Origin of the sequence: Nocardioides luteus (genome assembly GCF_015752315.1) — a bacterium.
GTDB lineage: Bacteria > Actinomycetota > Actinomycetes > Propionibacteriales > Nocardioidaceae > Nocardioides.
The window spans coordinates 4,002,970-4,024,224 of record NZ_JADOVJ010000001.1 but is presented as its reverse complement, the minus strand read 5'-3'; the positions used below and the strand labels follow the sequence as shown (position 1 = coordinate 4,024,224).

Here is a 21,255-nt window from a genome sequence, read left to right as displayed (position 1 = left end):
GTGGGGATACTAGGCTGTCCCCTGAAGGGCCAGTCGCGCCCCTCTGACTTTCGTGATACCCCGCTTGGAGGAGCCCCGAATGACGTACGTCATCGCCCAGCCCTGTGTTGACGTGAAGGACAAGGCTTGCGTCGACGAGTGTCCGGTGGACTGCATCTACGAGGGCAAGCGGATGCTCTACATCCACCCCGACGAGTGTGTCGACTGCGGCGCCTGCGAGCCGGTGTGCCCGCCTGAGGCGATCTTCTACGAGGACGACACCCCGGAGGAGTGGAAGGAGTACTACGACGCCAACGTCAAGTTCTTCGACGACCTCGGTTCGCCCGGTGGTGCCGCCCGCATGGGCGAGATCGACAAGGACCACCCGTTCGTCGCCGCTCTGCCCCCGCAGAACCAGGACTGATGCCGGCCTCGATCCCGGTCTCGCAGCGTCTGCCTGACTTCCCCTGGGACAAGCTCGTCCCGATCAAGGAGAAGGCCGCGGCGCACGCCGGCGGACTGGTCGACCTTTCGGTTGGCACGCCCGTCGACTCGACCCCGGCGGTGGTGCAGAAGGCCCTTGCCGGGGCGGCGGACTCGCCGGGATACCCGACCACGATCGGCACCCCCGCGGTGCGTCAGGCCGCGATCGACTGGCTTGCGCGCAACCACGGGGTCTCGGGTCTGGGACTGGACAACGTGCTGCCCGTGATCGGCTCCAAGGAGCTGATCGGCTCGCTGCCGCTGCACCTCGGTGTCGGCCAGGGTGACCTGGTCGCCTACCCGGAGCTTGCCTACCCGACCTACGAGGTCTCCGCGGCTCTCGTCGGTGCCGACACCGTCGCCACCGACTCGCTGGTCGCGCTCGGCCCGAAGGCGCCGAAGATCCTCTGGATCAACTCGCCCTCCAACCCGAGCGGCCGGGTGCTCCCGGTGGAGCACCTCCGCAAGACGGTGGAGTGGGCCCGCGAGCGGGGCACGCTGCTGATCTCCGACGAGTGCTACATCGAGTGTGCCTGGGAGGCGTCCCCGGTCTCGATCCTGCACCCCGACGTGTGCGGCGGCTCCTACGAGGGCATCCTCGCCGTCCACTCGCTGTCGAAGCGCTCCAATCTCGCGGGCTACCGCTGCGCCTTCGTCGCTGGTGACGCCGCCGTCCTCGGCGAGGTCCTCGCGGTCCGCAAGAACCTCGGCCTGCAGATGCCCGGTCCGCAGCAGGTCGCCATGGTGACGGCGCTCGGCGACGACCAGCACGCCAAGGAGCAGCACGCCCGCTACGCCGCCCGCCGCACCAAGCTCAAGGCGGCGCTGGAGTCGGCCGGCTTCCGCGTCGACCACTCCGAGGCCTCGCTCTACCTCTGGTCGACCCGTGACGAGGACTGCTGGGACACCGTCGAATGGCTCGCCGAGCGCGGCATCCTCGCCGCTCCCGGCACCTTCTACGGCCGGGCCGGCAGCCAGCACGTACGCATCGCGTTCACCGCCACCGACGAGCGCATCGACGCGGCCGTCGCCCGCCTGGCCGAGTGAGAGATCGCGCCGGGCGGGTTTTGCCCCGTACGTGAAGATGGGTGGCGTGAGCGCACAGCCGGGGACCCCGACGGGCCCGCCGACCATCCCGCCCCCGGGCCCGCGGCCTCCTGCGCCGGGCCCTTCCGGGCCGAGGCTCCCGGAGCCGGCGCGCGAGGCGCTGCGGAAGTCGGCGCGGGAGGCCCGCAAGCAGCTGCGTCCGGTACGCAAGCACCTCATCGTGCTCGGCATCGTCATCGTCGTGGCCCTGGTCTTCGCGGGCCTGCGCCTTCTCGGCGTAGGGGTCGGCGGCATCCCGGTCCTCTCCCGCGAGTCGTGCACCGTCACCTCCGAGGGCGAGACCTACGACCTCTCCTCCGACCAGGCCGAACGTGCCTCGGCGATCGCCGCCCAGGCCGTACGCCGCGGGCTCCCCGCCCGCGCGGCCTCCGTCGTGCTGGCGGTCGAGCTCGCCGACCACTCGCTCGAACGGGACCCGGCCAAGGCGGCCGCCCTCTACGACCGGCTCTCCGGCGTCGCCGACTACCGCCAGCAGTCCGTGCCGGGTGTCGCCCAGCAGATCAGCGACGGCTCGCGCGACAGCTACCGCGACGCCGAGCCGGAGGCACGGGCCCTGGCCTCGGCGCTGACCGGCAACACCCCCGAGGCGTTCTCCTGCGTCGTCAAGGGCGGTGCCGACGAGGTCTCGGACCAGCTCAGTGGCGCCGGGCTCACCTCGCGTGCGGAGGCGCTGCGCGATGACGTACGCCAGGCTTACGGGCGGCTCCCCGACGGTGGCTTCCAGCCCGGCGGAGTGACCACCGGGCACATGGCCGGCTCGGCCCACTACGAGGGCCGCGCGGTCGACTACTTCTTCCGGCCGATCAACGCGCGCAACAACATCAAGGGCTGGTCGCTGGCCCAGTACTTCGTCGCCAACGCCGACCGCCTCGACATCGAGACGGTCATCTACGACGACCGCATCTGGACCAAGTGGCGCTCCGCCGCCGGCTGGCGCGACTACGAGGTCCCGCCCCGCGGTGGCGACCAGGCCATCCTCGAGCACCGCGACCACGTCCACGTCGACGTCGCCGACTGACGAGAGGTCGCCCGCGCCGGCCGAGGCGTCACGTACGTCGGTCGAAGCGTCACACGCCGCCGTCTCGCCCGACCGAGGTGACGCCTCGCCCGACGGGGGTGACGCCTCGGCAGGGTCAGGCAAGGGTGACGACGATCTGGTCGTCGGTGACCTCGGGGGTCTCGGCCCACTCCTCGTCCTTGCCGGCGGACCAGGTGCGTCCGTCGTACGCGATAGAGGTGGCACCGAACTCGCTGGCCCGGGCGAGTACGTAGTGGGCGGCCGTCCAGCCGCCGCGCTCGCCGGTCTCGCCGGCGTTGACCGGGATCACCACGGTCGAGTCCTCGACCCGGGCCCGGCCGACCATGCCACCGAGCAGCTGGTTGACCTCGGTCTTGGTGGCCTGGGGCTTGCCGGAGCCGGCCTCGGGCTCGTCGATCCGGCAGGTCAGGGCGGCGGGGGAGTAGCCGCTGATCGCGGAGGCGATCGCCCGGCCCTCACCCTCGTGGTCGGCGTACGCCTCGGGGTAGGCCGAGCGCTGCACCTCCTGCGCGGCCTCGGTGATCACCATGTCCTCGTAGCCCTCGATCTTCACGAGCGCGTCGTAGAACTTGTTGGTGGCGTAGACGGGGTCCTGGACCTGCTCCTCGGTGCCCCAGCCCATCGACGGCCGCTGCTGGAAGAGACCGAGGGAGTCCCGGTCGCCGTGGCTGATGTTGTAGAGCTTCGACTCCTGGATAGCGGTCGCGATCGCGATCGTGGCCGCCCGCGCGGGCAGGCCGCGCTTGAGCCCGAGCGCGGTGATCACGGCCGCGTTGCCCATCTGCTCGGGGTCGAAGCGCGCCTCGTACTCACCCGCGACCGCCGTGCAATGCTCCAGGTCGGGGAGGAACGAGTCCAGCTTGTCCGTCGCGGCCCGGACCACCCAGTAGATGCCGCCGGCGATCACGCTGAGCACCACCAACGTGGTGAAAAACTTCTTCAACTCAGCACTCTGCTCTTCGGTGTTGGATCAGTTGGCGTGGAGGGCGGCGTTGAGCTCGATGCCCTCGCCCTTCCACGGAACGGCCTCGATGGCGCCGCTGACCGAGTTGCGACGGAAGAGGATGTTGGAAGCGCCGGACAGCTCGCCGGCCTTCTTGACGGTGCCGTCGGGGAGCGTGACCTTCGTCCCGTACGTCACGTAGCACCCGGCCTCGACCACGGCGTCGTCGCCGAGGGAGATGCCGATGCCGGAGTTGGCACCGAGCAGGCAGCGCTGGCCGATGGAGATGACGGCCTTGCCGCCACCGGAGAGCGTGCCCATGATCGAGGCGCCGCCACCGACGTCGGAGCCGTCGCCGACGACGACCCCGCCGGAGATCCGGCCCTCGACCATCGAGGCGCCGAGCGTGCCGGCGTTGAAGTTGACGAAGCCCTCGTGCATCACGGTGGTGCCGGCGGCCAGGTGGGCGCCGAGGCGGACGCGGTCGGCGTCGCCGATGCGGATCCCCGAAGGCACGACGTAGTCGACCATCCGCGGGAACTTGTCCACGCCGTAGACGGTCACGTGCTGGCCGGCGGCGCGCAGCCGGGCCCGGGTGAGCTCGAAGCCCTCGACCGCGCACGGGCCGGCGCTGGTCCACACCACGTTGGTGAGCAGGCCGAAGATGCCGTCGAGGTTCTGCCCGTGCGGCTGCACCAGGCGGTGGGAGAGGAGGTGGAGACGCAGCCAGACGTCCTCGGTGTTCTCGGGTGCGGTGTCGAGGTCCTTGACCTCCACGAGCGCGACCTTCTTGCTCACCTGACGCACCTCGTCGGCGCCCTCGAGCGCGGTCAGCTCGGCCGGCGCGGTCGCGTCGGCGGGCTTCTCACCCAGCTGCGGCGCGGGGAACCACACGTCGAGCACGGAGTTGTCGGAGGCGTACGTCACGAGGCCGAAGCCCCAAGCTGCATTCGTCACGGGGCGCAGTCTAGTGGCCGAGCCTGAGCGTCCCCTTATCGACGGTCTCGGCGTGCGAACATGGTCGCGTGAGCGAGCGTCAGCGAGTGAACCATCCAAACATCACGCGACCGCGTCCGTATTCTGGCGCTTGCGCTACGGAGGTGGTCGCGTGAAGAAGAGCGCGCCGCCGACGCCCCGGCTGATCCAGGCCGAGGACGACACCTGGACCCTGGAGATCCCCGGCGTGGCGACCAGCAAGGGCCATCCCGCGCCGGAGTGGGCGATGGCCAAGGGCGTGGAGGTCGTCCGCCGCGCCGCCGCCGACATCGTCCGGAGCTGGATCAACGGCAAGCCGGTCAGCGACGCCGAGAAGCAGGTGGTCCTGCTCGTCACCCGAGGTGACTCGCAGGTGTACGCCTGGCTCGACGCCGCCTTCGCCGACGACAACCCCCGCTAGGTCGCTAGCAGCAGCGAGCCTGCGGGTTGTGCTCCTTCTCGTCAGCCCGGTGACGCTCGAAGGCACGCCGGGTCATCGGCTCGACGCCCTCCCGCTCGCACCGGGCGACGTAGTCGTCCCACTTCGCCTCCCCGGTCGCCTGGCGGAGCAGCCGCCAGGCGCCGGAGACACGCTCGGTCAGGACGCTCACGAGACCGGCGCCTTCTGGGACGCCTCCCACTCGCGTACGGCTTCCTTCTCCTCCTTGGTGGCGAAGAAGTCGGAGGGCGCGACGATCTTCGACTCGACCTTGGGCACCTCGGTGGTCGGCAGCCCGCCGGCGCGGATCGCCTTGACCACGGTCACCGCGGCACCGGCGACGATCACGATCACCAGCAGAGCGAACGCTGCTTGCAGGATGCCGCTCTGGGTCGAGTTGTAGATGATCTGGTCGACGTCCGCGGGGGTCTTCGCAACCCCGTAGAGCTCACCGGCGTCGCGTGCCTCACGAGCGGCCGAGGCCTGGGCGAAGTAGCCGATGGCGGGGTTGTCGCTGAACACCTTCTGCCAGCTCGCCGTCATGGTGACGATGAGGTCCCAGACCAGCGGGATGCCGGGCACCCAGGCGAACCTGGCCAGACCGTGCTTGAACATCAGCACCGTGGCCAGGGTCAGGGCGATCGCGGCGAGCAGCTGGTTGGCGATGCCGAAGAGCGGGAACAGCTGGTTGATACCGCCGAGCGGGTCACCGACACCGATCCAGAGCATGTAGCCCCAAGCCAGTACGACCAGCGCGGAGGCCGACCAGGCCGCCGGGCGCCACGAGGTGTCGGCGTAGCGCTTCCAGACGTTGCCGATCGTGTCCTGGAGCATGAACCGGCCCACCCGGGTGCCGGCGTCGACGGCGGTCAGGATGAAGAGCGCCTCGAACATGATCGCGAAGTGGTACCAGAAGGCGGCCAGGCCCCCGCCGAACGCCTCGGTGAAGATCAGCGACATCCCGAACGCCAGGGTCGGGGCGCCACCGGTGCGGGAGATGATCGTCTCCTCCACGCTGGCTGCGGCTGCCTCGAGGTCGGCCGGGGTGATCGTGAAGCCGAGCCCGTTGACGAAGGCGGCCGCGGTCTCCGGGGTGCCGCCGGTCGCGCCGGCGGCGGCGTTCATCGAGAAGTAGATGCCCTGGTCGATGACCGAGGCCGCGATGAGGGCCGAGATCGCGACGAACGACTCCATCAGCATGCCGCCGTAGCCGATCATCCGGACATGGCTCTCCTTGGCGACCATCTTGGGCGTGGTGCCGGAGGAGATGAGCGCGTGGAAGCCGGAGAGGGCGCCGCACGCGATCGTGATGAACACGAACGGGAACAGCTTGCCGGCGAAGACCGGCCCCGCGCCGTTGGTGGCGAAGTCGGTGACGGCCTCGTTCTGCAGCGCCGGGGCCGCGAGGACCAGGCCGACGGCCAGCAGCACGATGACGCCCACCTTCATGAAGGTGGACAGGTAGTCACGCGGGGTGAGCAGCATCCACACCGGGAGGATCGAGGCGATGAAGCCGTAGACGACCAGGCAGACCACCAGCGTCTCGTGGGAAAGGGTGAGGGCGTCGGCCAGGCCCATCTCCTCGACGTACCCGCCACCGATGATGGCCAGCAGGAGCAGCGCGACGCCGATGACGGTGACCTCGCTGACGCGGCCGGGACGCAGGTAGCGCAGGTAGAAGCCCATGAAGAGCGCGATCGGGATGGTGAGACCGATCGAGAACACACCCCACGGCGACTCCGCGAGCGCGTTGACGACGACCAGCGCGAGCACCGCCAGGATGATGATCATGATCGCGAAGACCGCGATCAGCGCGGCCACGCCGGCGACGGTGCCGATCTCCTCACGCACCATCTGGCCGAGGCTCTTGCCGTCGCGTCGCATCGAGAAGAACATCACGACCATGTCCTGCACGGCACCGGCGAGGATGACGCCGACGATGATCCAGATCGTGCCCGGCAGATAGCCCATCTGCGCCGCCAGCACCGGGCCGACCAGCGGGCCGGCGCCGGCGATCGCGGCGAAGTGGTGCCCGAAGAGCACTCGCCGGTCGGTGACGTCGAAGTCCTGCCCGTTCTCCAGCCGTTCCGCCGGGGTGGCCCGGGTGTCGTCGACCTTCAGCACCTTGTCGGCGATGAACTTCGAGTAGAACCGGTAGGCGATCGCGTACGAGGCCAGCGCGGCGAACAGGATCCACAGCGCCGAGACCTCCTCGCCTCGGGACAGGGCGAGCATGGCCCAGCAGACGGCGCCGACGACGGCGACGGCGGCCCAGATGACGATGGACTTCATGGTGAGCCCGGACCGTGGGCCCGAGCCGGTGGGGTTGGCGGTCGACGTTGACATGGTCTCCCTCGGTTCAGCGTGGTGAGCGGTCGCTTGTGACCGCGGTCTCAGCCTAGTCTCAGGAAACCGTCGTCCGACGGCCGGTGGGGCTACTGCCCGGTACGCCCGTCGATGGTCTCGCGGAGCAGGTCGGCGTGGCCTGCATGGCGGGCGTACTCCTCGACCATGTGGACGAGGATGTCGCGGATGCTGGTCTGCTCGTGGCCCGTGTCGCGCAGCTCGCCGAGCACGCTGTCGTCGATCGAGTCGAGCCACTCGTCGGCGAGGGCGACCTGCTCGCGCCAGCTCGCGAACGCCTCCGCGACCGACTCCTCGGTGGGCTCCACCTTGTGGAAGCCGCCGGTGGGGTCGTCGGCGTCGAGGCGAGGGATGTGGAGGTTCTCCTTGAGCACCCGCTGGAACCAGCCGTGCTCGACCCGCGCCATGTGCCGGATCAGCCCGATCAGGCTCAGGTCGCTCGGCGGAACGCTCTGCTTGGCCAGGTCCTCCGGCCCGAGGTCCTCGCACTTGAGCTCGAGGGTGAGCCGGTAGTGGCGCAGGTAGTCGCGATAGGTCGCCAGCTCGCCGACGGGCTGCTCCTTCTGGAGGCGTGGGTCCTCGCCCTCGGGAAGCCAGATGCCGCCGAACCCCACCTGCCGCTGATCGCTGCTCATGGCCCTACCCTCGCGGAACCAGCGCCTTTCAGCCAGTGATTTCAGCTCGTGAAGCTGGGCGGCCGCTTCTCCAGGAACGCGTTGATGCCCTCGCGCCCGGACGCCGAGCCGCCGAGCGCGGAGATCGACTGCGCCTCGCGCCGCAGGGCCGACTCGGGGTTCGGGTCGGCGACGTCGCGGATCAGGTGCTTGGTGCGGGCCAGCGCCTCCGGGGACCCGGACAGCAGCGTCGCGACGACCTCGTCGACCGTCGCGTCGAGCTCGTCGGCCGGTACGACCCGGGCGACCAGCCCCGCCTCGAGCGCCTCGGTCGCGGAGAGCATGTCGCCCAGCAGGGTCAGCCGGAGCACCCGGTGCAGTCCGAGGGTGTGCACGAGGAGGGAGCCGCCGCCGTCGACCGACAGCCCCACCTTCGCGTAGGCGAGGCTGAACTTCGCCCGGTCGGCGGCCACGACGATGTCCGCCGCCGCGGCCAGCGGGAAACCGACACCGGCAGCGGTGCCCTGCACCGCGCTGACCACGATCGCGTCGCAGCGTACGAGCTCGGTGATGATCCGGTTGGCCCCCTCGGCGAGCTCGAGGATGAACGGGCCGAGATCGTCTGCGGCCGCGAACCCGGCCAGATCGCCTCCGACCGAGAAGTACTTCCCCTCCGCGGCGAGCACGATCACCCGCGCCGAGTCCGCCTTGGCCCGCAGGATCGCCGCCAGCATCTCCGCGCCCGCCTCGGGCTTGAACACGTTGCCCCGGTCCGGGTTGGTCATCGTGATGCGTGCGCAACCGTCGGCGTACTCGTAGCGAATCAGGCTCATGCGCGCATCCTGCCAGGTGCTCCCGTGGCCGTCGCTCGATCAACACCAATAGCGGTCCTGGACCGCTACGGTCGCGACGTGGCATCTCCGATCGGGTTCACCGTCACCCGCGTGCCGGTGGCCGAGACCTATCCGCTCAGAGCGCTCGTCCTTCACCGGGGCGCGCCGCCCGAGGTGGCGAAGGTGGCAGGCGACGAGCAGCCAGACGTCGCGACCTTCGCAGCCCGAGACGCCGATGGTGTCGTCGTCGGCTGCGTCGGCCTGTTTCCTGCTGAGAACGGCAGCTGGCGGATCCGGCGTCTGGCGACCGCTGAGGAGTGGCGTGGACTCGGGGTCGGCACGGCCGTCCTGGCCGCGGCCCTGGCACATGTCGAGGCCCATGGCGGTGGCACGGTCTGGTGCAACGCCACCCCCGCCGGCGCCGCCTTGTTCCTGCGGGCCGGCTTCGAGCAGGTCGGCGAGGCCTGGGAGGACCCGGTGTTCGGGCCGAACGTACGAATGGTGCGGAAGGGGTGAGGGAGTTCTGCACACGGTCGTTACGTATGTGACGGATGAGGCGCCTCATCCGTCACATACGTAACGACCGTGTGCATTCGGTTTAGAAGCCATGGGTTTGGGTATGACTCTGGCGTGAACGATGAAGAGAAGGCCGCGGCGCTCTCCGCGATCGACGCTGCGGAGAGGTTGCGCGGTGTCGTCTCGGGATTGAGTGCCGCGCTGGTGTGGGGCTGGTCCGTCAAGCACCCACCGCTTCGCCCGGAGGTGACGATCCCGAGAACCCGGCGGATCCGCCGCACGGTCGCTCGCGGGGTCGCGGTTCGTCGGCTCGATATCCCGGCCTGCGACGTCGATGGCATCGTGACGACGCGGCTTCGCACGGTCATCGACTGCTCGCGGAAGCTGCCCTTCGACGAGGCGCTGTGCGTCGCCGACTCCGCGCTGCGCCAGGGGATATCACGGGAGGAGTTGGTCTCGGCCGCAGATCGCACCTTTGGCCCCGGGGCCGGGGGAGTGCGCAGGGTCGCGCACATGGCCCACGGCGGCGCCGACAACGCCTTCGAGAGCTGTCTGCGCGCGATCGCGATCCGGGTCGATGGGCTCGACGTCGAACCGCAGGTGAGGATCGCCGAGCCCGACTTCCTCGGTCGGGTCGACCTCGCCGACCGGCGGCTCCGGATCATCATCGAGGCGGACTCGTTCGAGTTCCACGGAACACGCCGAGCACTGGTCGAGGACGCGGGCCGCTACAACCGGTTCGTGGCGGCCGGATGGATCGTCCTGCGGTTCACCTGGGAGGACGTCATGCTGCACCCCGAGGTCGTTCACGAGGCGCTTTCCGGTGCCGTCGCCGACCGGTTGAGGTCGATGCCTGCATGATGGACGGCGTGATCACGGTGCGTCGGGTGGAGGTCGAGGAGACGTATCCGTTGCGGGCGAAGGTGCTGCGCAACGGTGGGCCGCCGGAGGCGGCGCGGGTGCCCGGGGACGATGATCCCGAGGTCGCGACCTACGCCGCGCTGGACGCGGACGGAAGCATGATCGGGTGCGTCGGGCTCTTCCCGCAACCATGCCCTGACCTGCCCGGACACCCCGGGAGAGGATGGCGGATCCGGGGGATGGCGACGGCGGACGGATGGCGCGGGAAGGGTGTGGGCGCACAGGTGCTGCAGGCTGCGCTCGACCATGTCGCGAGCGCGGGTGGCGGGCTGGTCTGGTGCAACGCGCGTACGCCGGCAGCCAGGTTCTACGAGCGGGCCGGGTTCCAGGTGATCGGTGAGCCGTGGGACGACCCCGAGATCGGCCCGCACGTGCGGATGTGGCGCGCCGTCTGATTCGGGTTCGCGCGGCGGGGCGCAGGCGGCGTACCCTCTTCCTTACAGGCGTTCGAGCCGTCATCAGCGGCGAGCCCCGGGAAGAAAGCCTCCACGGCAAGTAGAACCCGGCGGGAGTGGCCCGTCACAGCCGGAACGAAGTGGCCCAGGCATGGGCAAGCAGGGTGGTACCGCGGTCGCAAGATCGTCCCTGTGGAAGACGAAACCCACACACCACCCAGCAGGAGATGCCGCCGATGGCCTACCCGAAGGTCACCTCAGCCGACAAGAGTGCCGTCCCGGCCAGCCCGCGCTTCCCGGAGATCGAGACGCAGGTTCTCGACTACTGGAAGAAGGACGGGACCTTCCAGGCGAGCATCGACAACCGTGACGCCGGCGAGAACGGCGAGAACGAGTTCGTCTTCTACGACGGCCCGCCGTTCGCCAACGGTCTGCCGCACTACGGCCACCTGCTGACCGGCTACGTCAAGGACATCGTCCCGCGCTACCAGACGATGCGCGGCAAGCGCGTCGAGCGCCGCTTCGGCTGGGACACCCACGGCCTGCCCGCCGAGCTCGAGGCGATGCGCCAGCTCGGCCTGAAGACGACCGACGAGATCGTCGAGATGGGCATCGACAAGTTCAACGCGGCCAGCCGCGCCTCGGTGCTGAAGTACACCGGCGAGTGGCGCGACTACGTCACCCGCCAGGCGCGCTGGGTGGACTTCGACAACGACTACAAGACCCTCAACCCCGACTACATGGAGTCGGTGATCTGGGCCTTCAAGACGCTCTACGACAAGGGCCTGGTCTACGAGGGCTTCCGCGTCCTGCCCTACTGCTGGCAGGACGAGACCCCGCTGTCCAACCACGAGCTCCGGATGGACGATGACGTCTACAAGGACCGCCAGGACCCGGCGGTCACGGTCGGCTACGAGCTCGACGCGACCGGCGAGGACGAGGTCCTCGACGGCGCCCACATCCTGATCTGGACCACGACGCCGTGGACCCTGCCGTCCAACCTCGCGGTGATGGTCGGCTCCGACATCGACTACGTTGTCGTCGAGGGCCCGGTCCCGGGCACCGACAAGACGGCCAGGTACGTCCTCGCGGAGGCTCGGCTCGCGGCATACAAGAAGGAGCTCTTCCCGGACGCCGACGACGCGACGGTCCTGGGGCGCTACAAGGGCTCCGAGCTGCTCGGTCGCACCTACACGCCGCCGTTCTCCTACTACGCCGGCCACGCCAACGCCTTCCGGATCGTGGCCGCCGACGACGCGGTCACGACCACGGACGGCACCGGGGTCGTCCACACCGCCGGTGCCTTCGGTGAGGTCGACAAGGAGGTCACCGACCGCGAGAACATCGAGGCGGTGATGCCGGTCGGCAAGGACGGCCGCTTCACCGCGCCGGTGGTCGACTACGCCGGCGTCCAGGTCTTCGACGCCAACCTGCAGATCATCGACCACCTCAAGGCCACGACGAAGGGCACGGGGGAGACCGGGTCGGTCACCGCGGGCACGATCCTGCTGCGCCGCGAGTCCTACAACCACTCCTACCCGCACTGCTGGCGCTGCCGTCAGCCGCTCATCTACAAGGGTGTGAGCAGCTGGTTCGTCGAGGTCACCAAGATCAAGGACCGGATGCTCGAGCTCAACCAGCAGATCCGCTGGGTTCCCGAGCACATCCAGGACGGCCAGTTCGGCAAGTGGCTGGAGAACGCCCGCGACTGGTCGATCACCCGCAACCGCTTCTGGGGCTCCCCGGTGCCGGTGTGGAAGTCGGACGACCCGGCCTACCCGCGCCTGGACGTCTACGGCTCGTTCGCCGAGCTGGAGCGTGACTTCGGCACCCTGCCCCGCGACAAGGACGGCAACCCCGACCTGCACCGGCCGTACGTCGACGACCTGGTCCGTCCCAACCCGGACGACCCGACCGGCAAGTCGATGATGCGCCGGGTCTCCGACGTGCTCGACGTCTGGTTCGACTCGGGCTCGATGAGCTTCGCCCAGAACCACGTGCCGTTCGAGAACGAGGAGTGGTTCGCCCACCACTTCCCGGGCGACTTCATCGTGGAGTACATCGGCCAGACCCGCGGCTGGTTCTACACCCTGCACATCCTGGCGACCGCGCTCTTCGACCGGCCGGCGTTCCAGTCCTGCATCAGCCACGGCATCGTGCTGGGCTCGGACGGGCAGAAGATGTCCAAGAGCCTGCGCAACTACCCCGACGTCAACGAGGTCTTCGACCGCGACGGCGCCGACGCGATGCGCTGGTTCCTGATGTCCTCGCCCATCCTGCGCGGCGGCAACCTGGTCGTCACCGAGCAGGGCATCCGGGACTCCGTACGTCAGGTGATGATCCCGCTGTGGAACAGCTGGTACTTCTTCCAGCTCTACGCCAACGCGGCCAACCTGGAGACCACCGGCTCGACCGAGTCCACCGACCCGCTGGACCGCTACGTCCTGGCCAAGCTGCGCGACTACGTCGCCGAGATGACCACGGCGATGGACGACTACTACGTCGCCGAGGCGTGCGAGGCGACCCAGCGGTTCATCGACGTGCTCACGAACTGGTACATCCGGCGTAGCCGCGAGCGGTTCTGGAACGAGGACAAGGCCGCCTTCGACACCCTCTACACGGTGCTGGAGACGGTGACCCGCCTGGTCGCGCCGCTGCTGCCGCTGACCACCGAGGAGATCTGGCGCGGTCTGACCGGCGGCCGCTCGGTGCACCTGGCCGACTACCCGGTCGTCGAGGACCTTCCCGCCGACGATGACCTGGTCGCCCGGATGGACGCCGTCCGCGCGGTCTGCTCCTCGACCTCGGCCCTGCGCAAGGCGCGCAAGCTCCGCAACCGGCTGCCGCTCGGCAACCTGACCGTGGTCGGGGCCGACATCGCCGGCTTCGAGGAGATCGTCGCCGACGAGGTCAACGTCAAGTCCGTCCGGCTGCTCGCGGCCGACTCGGAGGAGGCCGGCACCTACGGCATCGAGCAGAAGCTCAGCGTCAACGCCCGCGCCGCCGGGCCGCGCCTGGGCAAGGACGTCCAGAAGGCCATCAAGGGCTCCAAGTCCGGTGACTGGTCGGTCTCCGACACCGGTGAGGTCGTCGCCGGTGGTCTGGCGCTCGTCGAGGGTGAGTACACGCTCGAGACCGTCGCCGGCTCCGCCTCCGACGACATTGCCGTGACCATGCTGCCCGGGGGCTTCATCGTCCTCGACACGGTCGTCACCCCCGAGCTCGCCGCCGAGGGTCTCGCCCGCGACTTGGTCCGCGCGGTCCAGCAGGCCCGCAAGGACTCCGGTCTCAACGTCGAGGACCGCATCACCCTCGCGGTGGCCGGCTCCGAGACCGTACGCCAGGCTGCCACCACCCACGCCGACCTGATCGCCCGCGAGACCCTCGCCACGACCTACGACGTCGTCGACTCGCTCGATGGCAACCCGGTCGACCTCGGTGACGGCGAGAAGGCCCAGATCGCGGTGGCGAAGGCCTGAGCTCCATCAACCCTAGGAGGGTGAGTCACGCCTGGCGTGACTCACCCTCCTAGGGTCTCTCCTGGTCGGGCTTGCGCCTCGGCGCTGTGGGGTCGTGGTCGGCAATACCCGGCAGGAGCGGCCGGCGACACCTATCGTGGAGGTGTGGAGAGGCCCACGCTCAAGGAGCTCGCCATCCAGGCGCTGTCGTCGGTGGAGCGCGGCTACGACCTGCTGGCGCCGAAGTTCGACGCGACGCCGTTCCGCACGCCGGACTGGATGCTCGCCGCGACGATCACGGCGCTGCGGGAGCACGGGCCGTTCGAGCGGGGCCTCGACGTGTGCACCGGCACCGGGGTCGGCCTGGAGCTGCTCGAGGAGGCGACCACGGAGCCACCGACCGGGGTCGACTTCAGCGCCGGGATGCTCGCGCAGGCCCGAGCCGCCCACCCCGGCGCCGACCTGGTGCGGGCGGATGCGCGCGCGCTGCCGTTCGACGCTGCGTACGACCTGGTGGTGAGCTTCGGGGCGCTGGGGCACTTCCTGCCGGAGGAGCGCGGGCAACTCTTCGACGGCATCTACCGGGCGCTGCGGCCGGGCGGGGTGTTCGCGCTGCCGGCGGCTCGGGCGCCGGGGCCGACGCATCCGGCCTACTGGCTGCTCACCGGGTTCGACCTGGTGATGCGGGTGCGCAACGCGGTGTGGCGGCCGAAGTTCGTCATGTACTACCGCACCCATCCCCGGCCGGCGCTCCTCGCGGACCTGGCGGCCGCCGGGTTCACCGTCGAGACGTCGCCGATGCCCGGTGTCGGCGAGCTGATCGTGGCGCGAAAAGCGGGGTAGTCCGGGAGCGAACTGCCCATTTACCCGCGAGTAATAGGCAGTTCGCTCCCGGACTACCCCCGGGCGGGGCCGACCTCAGGCGCGGCGCGGGTTGCGCTCCGCCAGCCGGGCGGCGACGGCCGGCACGATCACCGCGGCGGCGACCAGGTGGGAGATCACCAGCATGATGTTGGTGGCGTAGGAGTCGGTGACGGCGATCAGGCTGGGCACCAGCGAGAGCGCGGTCAGGGTCCAGGCGGTGCGCTTCCAGGTCGAGCGCGGACGCTTGGCCCAGCGGGTGAGGCAGACGGCGATGACGATGCCGATCAGGCCGAGCTCGGCGACGGCCCAGGCGAGCCCGGTTGCCGGGATCGCGGCGGGGGCGACGCCGGTGCCGGGGAGGGCGACGTTGAACGGCACTCCGATCGCGCGGGCGACGAACTCGTAGACGCCGGTGACCAGGGCGCCGGCGAGGACGGCGGCGGTGCTGACCAGCCAGACCGGCATCCGACCGGCGAACTGGCGGGTGGTGGTCGTGGCCTCGGTGTAGGTGCTGGTGCTCATGATGGTGCCTCTCGTCTCGTGATGCGTGTGTGGTTGTTCGCGGTCCGTTCGGCCGCTTCTCAACCACTCCACGAACGCCTCGACGCCGATCCGACAGATTCCCCGGAAAAAAATTCGCGGGGCGAAGATCACACCCTCCAGGGCTTTCCAACGGAGGTGAGTTAGGTGAGCCTTAGTCGGCATGACCCGCAAACCTCGGATCGCGAAGCTGCTGAGCCCCCTGATCGGGCTGTTCGGCCTCCTGTTCATCGCCAGTGGAGCCACGACCTACTACCTGGCCCACACCCAGCTGAAGGCGCAGGAGATCACCGTCGCCGACGACGCCTCGTTCCTCGCCGGCGACCACGTCGACGGCCCGTTCTCGGCCTACGCCCAGGCGGCCACCGTCGAGAAGCACGCCTTGGGGATCACCAAGGGCAAGACGTACGCCGAGCTCGACCAGGAGGATCCGATCCGCCCGGTCGCGGCCGAGTCGTCGTTCGTACGCGCCTCCCTGCTGACCGCGGTCACCGCCTTCGGTCTCTCGGCGCTGGTCGCGGGCCTGGGCGTCGTGCTGCTGTTCGTCGCCTTCGCGCTCGGGTCGCTGACCCGTGCCGTCGCTCCGGCGAAGGAGCAGGCCACGGACGCGACCGACGGCCTCGAGCCGGCCACCGCCTGACTCTCCCCCCATCCGCAAACGGGCCCGGAAGGCATCGCCTCCCGGGCCCGTTCTCCCATAGTCAGCCGAGGCGCCGGAACGCGCGCGTGGACAGCGGGACGAAGATCGCCAGCAGGACCGCCGGCCACGCGACCGCCAGCAGCACCGCGTGGTCGGCGAGCAGACCGGAGGTGATCCCGGTCGGGTTGCCGAAGAGGTCGCGGCAGGCGGTCGCGGTCGCCGAGACCGGGTTCCAGGCGGCCAGGAAGCCGAGCCAGCCGGGCATCGTCTCCGGCGAGACGAACAGGCTCGAGCAGAACCCCAGCGGCCAGACCAGCACCTGCACCATCGTCAGCGCGCCCTCCATCCGCAGGGTCAGGCCGAGGAAGATGCCCAGCCACAGCATCGCCAGCCGCAGCCACAGCAGCAGGCCGACCGCGGCCGCCGCCTCGAGGAGCGAGCCCTCGATCCGCCAGCCGATCAGCAGCCCGCCGAGCATCAGGACGCCCAGCTGGACCGCCGAGTTGCCCAGGTCGGCGACCGCCCGTCCCAGGGGCACGGCGAGGCCGCTCATCGGCAGCGACCGGAACCTGTTGGTGACCCCGCGCTTGGTGTCCTCGGTGACCACGGCCATGGTGCCGTCGATGCCGAACATCATCGTCAGCGCGAGCACGCCGGGAAGCAGATAGGGCAGGTACGTCCCGCCGCCCGGCATCTCGATCGCGCCGCCGAACAGGTAGCCGAAGATCAGCAGCATCATGATCGCGAACAGGATGCCGAACACCGGCCCCCACGGCTCGCGCTGCCAGTGCTTGAGGTCGCGCAGCGTGATCACCCAGGTCTGTGTCGCGGTCTGTCGCAGGGTGGTGGTGAGTCCTGGGGTCAGATCGGTCATCGGGAGACTCCTTCAGGTGCGGTCAGATGGAGGAACACCTCGTCCAGGGTCGGCCGGCGCAGCAGCACGTCGTCGACCGTGATGCCGGCGGCGTCGAGGCTGCGTACGACCTCGACGACCGCGGCGCCGCCACCGGCCGGGCCGGCCTCGACGGTGACCTCGAGCCGATCGGGGTCGACGGCGGCGGCGGAGCCGAGGACGCCGGCCATCCGGGCGAGGTCGTCCGGCCCGGTCGCCGTGATCATCACCCGGTCGCCGCCCAGGTCGCTCTTCAAGGCCGACGGCGTGCCCTCGGCGATCACCCGGCCGGCGCCGAGCACGGTGACCATGTCGGCCAGCTGGTCGGCCTCGTCCAGGTACTGCGTGGTCAGCAGCACCGTCGTCCCGTCGGCGACGACCTGGCGCACCATCTCCCAGACCTCGTGGCGGGCGCGCGGGTCCAGCCCGGTGGTCGGCTCGTCGAGGAAGAGGATCTGCGGGCGGGTGACCAGGCCGGCGGCGATGTCGAGGCGTCGCCGCATCCCACCCGAGTAGCCCGAGACCTTCCGGTCGCCGGCCTCGGTGAGGCCGAAGGCGTCGAGGAGCTCGGCGGCGCGGCGTACGGCAGCGGGTTTCGAGAGGCCGTGCAGGCGGGCGAACATCACCAGGTTCTCCCGGCCGTGGAGGGCCTCGTCGAGGGCGGCGCTCTGCCCGACCAGGCCGATCGTGGAGCGGACCCGGGCGGGGTGGCGTACGGCGTCGTGGCCGCCGACGCGCACCTCGCCGGCGTCGGGCCGGGTGAGCGTCGCGAAGACGTTCACCGCGGTCGACTTGCCGGCACCGTTGGGCCCGAGCAGGGCGTGCACGGTGCCGGCCGCCACCTCCAGGTCGAGGCCGTCCAGCGCCTGGGTGTCGCGGTAGCGCTTGCGCACGTCTCGCGCGGACAACGGAGTCATCGGCCCACCTCGATCCGGAACACCCCACAACGCCCGGCGACGGCCTCGAAGGCCTCGGGCGTCACCGCGGTGACGACCCCGGCGTCGAGCATGATCTTCGCCCCGTCCGCCATCTGCTCGGGCCACAGTCGGAGCACGGTCAGCGCCTCGTCCCCGTCGACCTCCACGAGCTGTACGTCCTCGGTGGTCCGTCCGACCCGGAGCGTGGCGCGGCCGGAGGCGGCCCGTACGTTGCGGGCCCAGTCGGCACCCGGGAAGCCCTCGAGCAGATAGCGCCGTCCGTCCAGGTCCAGCACCGAGAGCGGGGTGCTGCGGAGCTTGCCGCTGGTGCGGCCGGGCACCGTGAGCACGGGCAGCTCCTTCATCCCGAGCCCGGTCCTCGACAGGGTCATGAAGACCTTGTTCATCGGCTTGAGCCAGCGCGGCGGCACCGGTTTCGCGTCGTTCGGCATGCACGTTCCTCCAATTTCGTACGCTGTACGAAGATGACAACGGAGCGACTGTAGCATTTGTTCCGTACGACGTACGAAATTTTTTCGGATGAGGTTACGATGAGCCACGTGCCGGAGCCAGACCAGCGTGATCAGCCAGATCCGTCCCTGCGCCTGCTCTGGCGCCATCGGACCGGGACGCCCGAGGAGCCGAAGGCGAAGCGGGGGCCGAAGCAGAAGGTGAGCGTCGACGAGGTCGTCGACGCCGCGATCGACCTGGCCGACGCGGAGGGCCTGGCGGCGGTGACGATGCGCGCGATCGCCCAGCGCTTCGGTCTGGGCGCGATGACCCTCTACTCCTACGTCCCCAACCGCGACGCGCTGCTGGTGCTCATGGCCGACCAGGTGACCGGCCGCACCGAGCTCCCGGAGCTGCCCGAGGACCCGCGCAAGCGCCTCGAGCTGGTCGCCAACCTGCAGCACGACGAGCTCCGGGCCCACCCGTGGCTGCTCGAGGTGCAGGACGTACGTCCCTGGCTGGGGCCCAACATGAGCGACCGCTACGAGTGGCAGCTGCAGGCCGTCGACGGCCTCGGGCTGACCGATCTGGAGATGGACCAGACGGTCGCCGTGCTGATCGGGTTCGCGGGCAACATCGTCCGCGGCGAGCTGATGAAGCGCCGTGCCGAGCAGGTCACCGGCATGACCGAGGCGGAGTGGTGGGCCGCCAACTACGACACGTTGACCGAGGTCATGGCGGGCAGCCACTATCCGCTGGCCAACCGGGTCGGCACCGCCGCCGGTGAGGCCTACCAGGCCGCCACCGACCCCGCGCGCGAGCTCGACTACGGACTGGCCCGGATCATCGACGGGGTCCTCGCGCACGTCAACCGATAGCCGACCCGGCGCGTCTGTCCCGCTGCGGAGTGTCGAGTCGGCGCGTCTGTCCCGCGGATGGGAGTCGAGTCGGCGCGTCAGTCCCAGGCGCTGGGGCAGTTGCGCCGACTCGGCGTGGGGATCCGGGACAGTTGCGCCGACTCGGCGGGAGAATTCGGGACAGTTGCGCCGACTCGGCGTTCGGGTCAGCCTGCGGTGCGGCGGGTGGGGGTTGCCAGGCGCTCGGAGAGGTGCGCGACCAGGTCGGCGGAGTCCTGCCGGGCGCCGTCGATGTAGGTCGAACGGCGCCGGCGGAGGACCGGGAGGCCGGTGACGTAGAGGCCGGGCAGGTCGGTGACGCCGCCGTGGTGGCGGATGGCGCCCTTGTGGTCGAAGACGTCGGCGTCGAGGAAGCCGTGGTCGGGCTTGATGCCGGTCGCCCAGACGACCGAGCCGATCTCGCCGGAGGTCAGCGAGAGGGACAGCAGCGGCTCGGGCACACGCGTGGGCTCGAGCCGTTCGCCGGACCCGCCGAAGGTCTGGTCGATGCCGGCCAGCAGCCGGTTGGCCTTGAGGTCGGCCAGGGCCGCCATGTTGGCCAGCGAGCCCGAGAAGAGCGCCGTACCGTCGCGCAGCCCGGCCAGCTTGCCGACCACCCGGACGCCCGCCTCCTGCAGCGTGTTGAGGTCGAGGGTGGTGGTGCCGCCGACGAGCTGGAACGAGGAGAGCCGACGGGCGCGGGTGATGTCGTCGAGCTCGTCCCAACGCTCGTCGAGGATCCCGGCCTCCTCGATCCAGGCGAAGATGTCCCGGCCGCGGTAGCGGCGCGGCACTCGGACGTGCTCGCCGACCGCGAGGGTGACCTGGCGGCCCGAGGCCTGCAGCTCCGCCGCGATCTGTACGCCGCTCGCGGCCGCCCCGACGACCAGGACGCCGCCGGTCGGGAGCTGCGAGGGACGCCGGTAGTCGATGGCGTGCACCGAGGGCAGGCCGGGCGGCAGATCGGCGGCCAGGGCGGGCACCACGCCGCGTACGGAACCGGTGCCGAGCACGACGTGCTCGGCCGACCAGGGGCCGGCGGAGGTATCGACCAGATAGCCGCTCGGACCGGGGGCGACGCGGTGGACCTCGACGTTCTCGTGCACCGGCGCCCCGATGACGTCGGCGTAGCCCGTGACCAGCGAGGCGACCTGCGCGGCGGTGAGGAACTCGTCGGCCTCGGCGGGGCCCAGGAGCGGGTCGGCCAGCCCGGGCAGCCGGTTCATCCAGCTCGGGGTGAGCAGGCGGAGCGAGTCCCAGCGCTGGGTGTGCCACGAGTGAGCGACCTGCCCGCGCTCGAGGACGACATGGTCGATCCCCTCGGCGCCGAGGCGGTGGCTCACCGCGAGGCCACTGTGCCCCGCCCCGATCACCGCGACGGTGGTGCGGCGAGACGGGGCACTCGTCATCACGAGACCGAGACGCTGACCGCGGTCGGGTTGGTGAGGATGTCGAAGACGGCCGAGCGCTTCTGCGACTGCGCGACCAGCGCCTCGATGTCCTCGGCGGAGGCGTCGGCGTCGATCGAGTAGTTCACACGGACACCGGTGAAGCCGTTGCGTACGTCCGCGTCGGCGCCGAGGATGCCGCGGATGTCGTGGTCGCCCTCGATGGTCGCGGTGACGGAGTTGAGCTGGATCCCGCGCTGCTGGGCGACGGCGGCGACGCCCGCGGTCAGGCAGCCGCCGAGGGCGACGAGGACCGTCTCGACCGGCGTGGGGCCCTGGTTGTCGGCGGCGAACTGCGGCGGGTGGTCGCCGTCGGACTCGAAGGAGCGCCCGGCCTCCTGCTCCTCGCCGAGGCCGAAGAAGCCCTCGACCTTGCTCTTGGAGTGGGTGCCCTTCACCCAGGTGTTGGTGGCGCGCCAGGTGAACTTGGCGGCCTCCGGAGTCTCCTGGAGGGCGGCGCGTGCGCCGAGCAGGGCCTCGACGTTGACGCCGTTGTCGACAGTGGTCTCTGTCATCGGTGGTTCCTCGTTTCGATGGGTGTG

23 protein-coding genes are annotated in these 21,255 nt (G+C 70.1%); 11 read left to right on the top strand and 12 right to left on the bottom strand.

The window, feature by feature from the left end:
- Positions 1-79 precede the first annotated feature (79 nt).
- Genes fdxA through HD557_RS19275 form a run of 3 tightly spaced genes read left to right on the top strand, consistent with a single transcriptional unit; the run spans position 80 to position 2,587 of the window.
- Positions 80-403, top strand: a complete 324-nt coding sequence (gene fdxA, locus HD557_RS19285; protein ID WP_008358813.1) for a ferredoxin — start codon at positions 80-82, stop codon at positions 401-403.
- The gene (dapC, locus tag HD557_RS19280) at positions 403-1,509 is read left to right on the top strand and encodes a succinyldiaminopimelate transaminase (RefSeq protein WP_196875064.1); all 1,107 of its coding nucleotides are present in this window, start codon (positions 403-405) and stop codon (positions 1,507-1,509) included. Before fdxA ends, dapC begins: the two co-directional genes overlap by 1 nt.
- Before the next feature lie 46 nt (positions 1,510-1,555).
- Entirely contained in the window at positions 1,556-2,587 is a 1,032-nt protein-coding gene (locus HD557_RS19275) for a hypothetical protein (protein ID WP_196875063.1), read from the top strand.
- Positions 2,588-2,702: 115 nt separating this feature from the next.
- Here the strand turns inward: HD557_RS19275 and HD557_RS19270 are convergent, their stop codons facing one another.
- Together HD557_RS19270 and dapD are read right to left on the bottom strand one after the other, a co-directional pair.
- On the bottom strand, positions 2,703-3,551 hold the full coding sequence (locus HD557_RS19270; protein WP_196875062.1) for a hypothetical protein: 849 nt from the start codon (positions 3,549-3,551) through the stop codon (positions 2,703-2,705).
- Positions 3,552-3,578: 27 nt separating this feature from the next.
- On the bottom strand, positions 3,579-4,508 hold the full coding sequence (dapD, locus tag HD557_RS19265) for a 2,3,4,5-tetrahydropyridine-2,6-dicarboxylate N-succinyltransferase (protein ID WP_008358806.1): 930 nt from the start codon (positions 4,506-4,508) through the stop codon (positions 3,579-3,581).
- A gap of 151 nt (positions 4,509-4,659) precedes the next feature.
- On the opposite strand from dapD, the gene HD557_RS19260 reads away from it, so the two are divergent.
- Entirely contained in the window at positions 4,660-4,947 is a 288-nt protein-coding gene (locus HD557_RS19260) for a hypothetical protein (protein ID WP_008358804.1), read from the top strand.
- Positions 4,948-4,951: 4 nt separating this feature from the next.
- Here the strand turns inward: HD557_RS19260 and HD557_RS19255 are convergent, their stop codons facing one another.
- From HD557_RS19255 to HD557_RS19240, 4 genes are all read right to left on the bottom strand, one after another.
- Positions 4,952-5,137 carry a YbdD/YjiX family protein gene (locus HD557_RS19255; RefSeq protein ID WP_196875061.1) on the bottom strand — a complete coding sequence of 62 codons (186 nt, stop codon included), beginning with the start codon at positions 5,135-5,137 and terminating at the stop codon, positions 4,952-4,954.
- Positions 5,134-7,311 (bottom strand): carbon starvation CstA family protein, encoded by a 2,178-nt coding sequence (locus HD557_RS19250; RefSeq protein ID WP_196875060.1) that lies wholly within the window; start codon positions 7,309-7,311, stop codon positions 5,134-5,136. The genes HD557_RS19255 and HD557_RS19250 overlap by 4 nt, the downstream gene beginning before the upstream one ends.
- A gap of 89 nt (positions 7,312-7,400) precedes the next feature.
- Entirely contained in the window at positions 7,401-7,964 is a 564-nt protein-coding gene (locus HD557_RS19245) for a DinB family protein (RefSeq protein ID WP_008358797.1), read from the bottom strand.
- A 41-nt stretch (positions 7,965-8,005) separates the two neighbouring features.
- Entirely contained in the window at positions 8,006-8,776 is a 771-nt protein-coding gene (locus HD557_RS19240; RefSeq protein ID WP_008358796.1) for an enoyl-CoA hydratase/isomerase family protein, read from the bottom strand.
- Positions 8,777-8,854: 78 nt separating this feature from the next.
- Here HD557_RS19240 and HD557_RS28800 point away from each other — a divergent pair, with 78 nt between their 5' ends.
- The 5 genes from HD557_RS28800 (at position 8,855) to HD557_RS19215 (ending at position 14,909) form a co-directional block, all read left to right on the top strand.
- Positions 8,855-9,292: a GNAT family N-acetyltransferase gene (locus HD557_RS28800; RefSeq protein ID WP_196875059.1), complete on the top strand. Its 438-nt coding sequence runs from the start codon at positions 8,855-8,857 to the stop codon at positions 9,290-9,292.
- A gap of 114 nt (positions 9,293-9,406) precedes the next feature.
- Positions 9,407-10,153: an endonuclease domain-containing protein gene (locus HD557_RS29060; protein WP_196875058.1), complete on the top strand. Its 747-nt coding sequence runs from the start codon at positions 9,407-9,409 to the stop codon at positions 10,151-10,153.
- An 8-nt stretch (positions 10,154-10,161) separates the two neighbouring features.
- A complete protein-coding gene (locus HD557_RS19225) occupies positions 10,162-10,608 on the top strand; it encodes a GNAT family N-acetyltransferase (protein WP_196875057.1) in 447 nt (148 codons plus the stop codon).
- A 236-nt stretch (positions 10,609-10,844) separates the two neighbouring features.
- Positions 10,845-14,087, top strand: a complete 3,243-nt coding sequence (ileS, locus tag HD557_RS19220) for an isoleucine--tRNA ligase (protein WP_196875056.1) — start codon at positions 10,845-10,847, stop codon at positions 14,085-14,087.
- Between the two features lie 144 nt (positions 14,088-14,231).
- Positions 14,232-14,909: a class I SAM-dependent methyltransferase gene (locus HD557_RS19215; protein WP_196875055.1), complete on the top strand. Its 678-nt coding sequence runs from the start codon at positions 14,232-14,234 to the stop codon at positions 14,907-14,909.
- 75 nt (positions 14,910-14,984) lie between these two features.
- On the opposite strand, the gene HD557_RS19210 is transcribed toward HD557_RS19215, so the two are convergent.
- Positions 14,985-15,452, bottom strand: a complete 468-nt coding sequence (locus HD557_RS19210) for a DUF6069 family protein (RefSeq protein ID WP_196875054.1) — start codon at positions 15,450-15,452, stop codon at positions 14,985-14,987.
- Positions 15,453-15,633: 181 nt separating this feature from the next.
- Here HD557_RS19210 and HD557_RS19205 point away from each other — a divergent pair, with 181 nt between their 5' ends.
- The gene (locus tag HD557_RS19205) at positions 15,634-16,110 is read left to right on the top strand and encodes an aromatic ring-opening dioxygenase LigA (protein ID WP_196875053.1); all 477 of its coding nucleotides are present in this window, start codon (positions 15,634-15,636) and stop codon (positions 16,108-16,110) included.
- A gap of 61 nt (positions 16,111-16,171) precedes the next feature.
- Here the strand turns inward: HD557_RS19205 and HD557_RS19200 are convergent, their stop codons facing one another.
- Genes HD557_RS19200 through HD557_RS19190 form a run of 3 tightly spaced genes read right to left on the bottom strand, consistent with a single transcriptional unit; the run spans position 16,172 to position 18,371 of the window.
- Complete coding sequence (locus HD557_RS19200; protein WP_196875052.1) at positions 16,172-16,984, bottom strand: ABC transporter permease; 813 nt, start codon at positions 16,982-16,984, stop codon at positions 16,172-16,174.
- On the bottom strand, positions 16,981-17,919 hold the full coding sequence (locus HD557_RS19195; protein ID WP_196875051.1) for an ATP-binding cassette domain-containing protein: 939 nt from the start codon (positions 17,917-17,919) through the stop codon (positions 16,981-16,983). The genes HD557_RS19200 and HD557_RS19195 overlap by 4 nt, the downstream gene beginning before the upstream one ends.
- Complete coding sequence (locus tag HD557_RS19190) at positions 17,916-18,371, bottom strand: nitroreductase/quinone reductase family protein (protein ID WP_196875050.1); 456 nt, start codon at positions 18,369-18,371, stop codon at positions 17,916-17,918. Before HD557_RS19190 ends, HD557_RS19195 begins: the two co-directional genes overlap by 4 nt.
- A gap of 99 nt (positions 18,372-18,470) precedes the next feature.
- Between HD557_RS19190 and HD557_RS19185 the strand changes: the two genes are divergently transcribed.
- Positions 18,471-19,247, top strand: a complete 777-nt coding sequence (locus HD557_RS19185; RefSeq protein ID WP_196875049.1) for a TetR/AcrR family transcriptional regulator — start codon at positions 18,471-18,473, stop codon at positions 19,245-19,247.
- 185 nt (positions 19,248-19,432) lie between these two features.
- Here HD557_RS19185 and HD557_RS19180 read toward each other — a convergent pair whose 3' ends face one another.
- Both HD557_RS19180 and HD557_RS19175 read right to left on the bottom strand, forming a co-directional pair.
- Positions 19,433-20,674 (bottom strand): NAD(P)-binding domain-containing protein, encoded by a 1,242-nt coding sequence (locus HD557_RS19180; protein WP_231380367.1) that lies wholly within the window; start codon positions 20,672-20,674, stop codon positions 19,433-19,435.
- Entirely contained in the window at positions 20,674-21,228 is a 555-nt protein-coding gene (locus HD557_RS19175) for an OsmC family protein (protein WP_008358772.1), read from the bottom strand. Before HD557_RS19175 ends, HD557_RS19180 begins: the two co-directional genes overlap by 1 nt.
- Positions 21,229-21,255 lie beyond the last annotated feature (27 nt).

Excerpts from the sequence above, each read along its gene's own strand:
- HD557_RS19180 (WP_231380367.1), bottom strand. The coding sequence starts at position 20,674 with ATGACGAGTGCCCCGTCTCGCCGCACCACCGTCGCGGTGATCGGGGCG.
- dapC (WP_196875064.1), top strand. The coding sequence starts at position 403 with ATGCCGGCCTCGATCCCGGTCTCGCAGCGTCTGCCTGACTTCCCCTGG.
- HD557_RS19190 (WP_196875050.1), bottom strand. The coding sequence starts at position 18,371 with ATGCCGAACGACGCGAAACCGGTGCCGCCGCGCTGGCTCAAGCCGATG.
- HD557_RS19200 (WP_196875052.1), bottom strand. The coding sequence starts at position 16,984 with ATGACCGATCTGACCCCAGGACTCACCACCACCCTGCGACAGACCGCG.
- HD557_RS19185 (WP_196875049.1), top strand. The coding sequence starts at position 18,471 with ATGAGCCACGTGCCGGAGCCAGACCAGCGTGATCAGCCAGATCCGTCC.
- HD557_RS19195 (WP_196875051.1), bottom strand. The coding sequence starts at position 17,919 with ATGACTCCGTTGTCCGCGCGAGACGTGCGCAAGCGCTACCGCGACACC.
- fdxA (WP_008358813.1), top strand. The coding sequence starts at position 80 with ATGACGTACGTCATCGCCCAGCCCTGTGTTGACGTGAAGGACAAGGCT.
- ileS (WP_196875056.1), top strand. The coding sequence starts at position 10,845 with ATGGCCTACCCGAAGGTCACCTCAGCCGACAAGAGTGCCGTCCCGGCC.
- HD557_RS19205 (WP_196875053.1), top strand. The coding sequence starts at position 15,634 with ATGACCCGCAAACCTCGGATCGCGAAGCTGCTGAGCCCCCTGATCGGG.
- HD557_RS19245 (WP_008358797.1), bottom strand. The coding sequence starts at position 7,964 with ATGAGCAGCGATCAGCGGCAGGTGGGGTTCGGCGGCATCTGGCTTCCC.
- HD557_RS19175 (WP_008358772.1), bottom strand. The coding sequence starts at position 21,228 with ATGACAGAGACCACTGTCGACAACGGCGTCAACGTCGAGGCCCTGCTC.
- HD557_RS19240 (WP_008358796.1), bottom strand. The coding sequence starts at position 8,776 with ATGAGCCTGATTCGCTACGAGTACGCCGACGGTTGCGCACGCATCACG.
- HD557_RS19210 (WP_196875054.1), bottom strand. The coding sequence starts at position 15,452 with ATGAGCACCAGCACCTACACCGAGGCCACGACCACCACCCGCCAGTTC.
- HD557_RS19250 (WP_196875060.1), bottom strand. The coding sequence starts at position 7,311 with ATGTCAACGTCGACCGCCAACCCCACCGGCTCGGGCCCACGGTCCGGG.